General features: G+C 61.6%; 1 protein-coding gene, 1 tRNA gene and 1 pseudogene. All 3 read right to left on the reverse strand.

Translation table 11 applies throughout. The features are described 5' to 3' along the window. Window positions 1-111 precede the first annotated feature (111 nt). Window positions 112-301, reverse strand: a pseudogene (locus AAGA11_23145) (HupE/UreJ family protein). A 100-nt stretch (window positions 302-401) separates the two neighbouring features. Further along, entirely contained in the window at window positions 402-1,391 is a 990-nt protein-coding gene (gene dmeF, locus AAGA11_23150; GenBank protein MEM9605768.1) for a CDF family Co(II)/Ni(II) efflux transporter DmeF, read from the reverse strand. A gap of 276 nt (window positions 1,392-1,667) precedes the next feature. Next, window positions 1,668-1,743: transfer RNA gene (locus AAGA11_23155), tRNA-Asn, on the reverse strand. Between the last annotated feature and the right edge of the window lie 57 nt (window positions 1,744-1,800).

A 1,800-nucleotide genomic window follows, 5' to 3' on the forward strand; every position in this document is an offset into this window, starting at 1 on the left:
AGAAGAAAAAAGAAACATCAGCAATGCTAGTAGTAAGGGAAGCACAACAACTTCATTCGCCAACACTGAAAGCCTACGTCACACCCCAGAAGACTTGAAGAAAAACACTCAGAGAAAAAAGACGACCCCGAGCTGGAACGTGATGTCGTAGTACCCGGAAGCTAGGTGTTTGGCGCCGAGTTAGACAAATGGAGAGGACGCGCACAATCCAGATTTCCTGGATGTAGCCGACGTCGCCTGGTGTGACGATGTGGGCAAAAACGCTGCCGTGCGTGGGTAGCAGGGCAAACGCAATCAAGATAGCCGCAAGGTGTTTACCGCCATCAACCTCGGTTTGAGATTTCTGATGGGGCTGCATTCGCGCGCAGAATTCTGGTGGACGCACGCTGGGGTTTCTGGGGTCAGTTTGGTTCCCTGAATTCGCACTTGTGCGTCTCAACCGACAGGTGCACCACGCCGGCCCCCTCGGGCACGCGGGCTTTGTAATCGGCGACTGAAGCGAGGTCGTGGGCCACCACCGCCACCTGGGCCGCGTAGATGCCCGGCCCGATCGACCACACGTGCAGGTCGGTCACGCGGCTGTCACCGTCGCCTTCAATGGCCTTGCGCACGGTATCGAGCACATCGTCCGAGGCCTGGCGGTCGAGCAACACGGACGCCGTTGTCGCGAGCAGACCGCAGGACCAGCGCGCGACCAACACGGCGCCAGCGATGCCCATGATCGGGTCCATCCACACCCAACCCACGTACTTGGCCAAGAGCAGTGCAACGATAGCGAGCAGCGACGTCAGCGCATCGGCCATGACGTGCAGGTAGGCCGACCGCAGGTTGTGGTCACCCTGGTGGTGGCTGTGGTCGTGTGTGTGGCTGTGCGCGTGATCGTGACGGTGACCGTGGTGATGGTGGCGTCCGTGGCCATGATCATGGCCGTGGTCGTGAACGTCGAGGATGAACACGCTGGCGCCGTTGACAATCAAGCCAAGCACCGCCACCGCGATCGCCTGGTTGAACGCGATCTCCACCGGGTTGAACAGGCGCGTGACGCTTTCGAACGCCATGTACACCGCGAAGACGGCTAACAACACGGCACCCGTGAACCCGCCGAGGGCATTGACCTTGCCGGTGCCGAAACTGAATCGGCGGTCACTGGCGTGTCGCCGGGCGTAGGCGTAGGCAAACGCCGTGATGCCAAGTGCGACCGTGTGCGAGGCCATGTGCAGCCCATCCGCTAGCAAGGCCATCGAGCCGAAGTGAAGCCCGGCGACAACCTCCACCACCATCATCACCGCCGTGATCGCGATCACCCACAGCGTGCGCGACTCGCCGGGACGGCGTTTGTCCTGATTGAACGTGTGGTCGTGCGCCCAGTGCGCGAGGTGTTCGCTGTGCATCGGATTGTCCAGTGAGGCAAGCCCCGGTCAGGGTAGGCGGGGTGCGTTTGGCGCGGCATCGCCACCCGTGCGAACCCGACCGTATCGCCCGGTGCCGAGTCAGGCCGGTCTGGTCGCATCAACCCCCGGTGCACCGGACGCAGTGAAGCGCCACCGGGTTGAACGGCGGCCCACAGGGCCTCCCGTTGACCTGCTGCTGCCGTCGTGCACAGCGGTGCAAACAGCACGACCGGGCATGAAAAAGCCCGGCTCAGTGGCCGGGCTTTTGGAATTCATTGGCTCCCCGAGCAGGACTCGAACCTGCGACCCAATGATTAACAGTCATTTGCTCTACCAACTGAGCTATCGGGGAATCAAGCCGCCTAATATAGAAGACGCTGCCTGGACGGTCAAGCGGCGCCGGAGTTGA

It is taken from the genome of Pseudomonadota bacterium (genome assembly GCA_039196715.1).
In the GTDB taxonomy this organism is placed as follows: Bacteria; Pseudomonadota; Gammaproteobacteria; order CALCKW01; family CALCKW01; genus CALCKW01.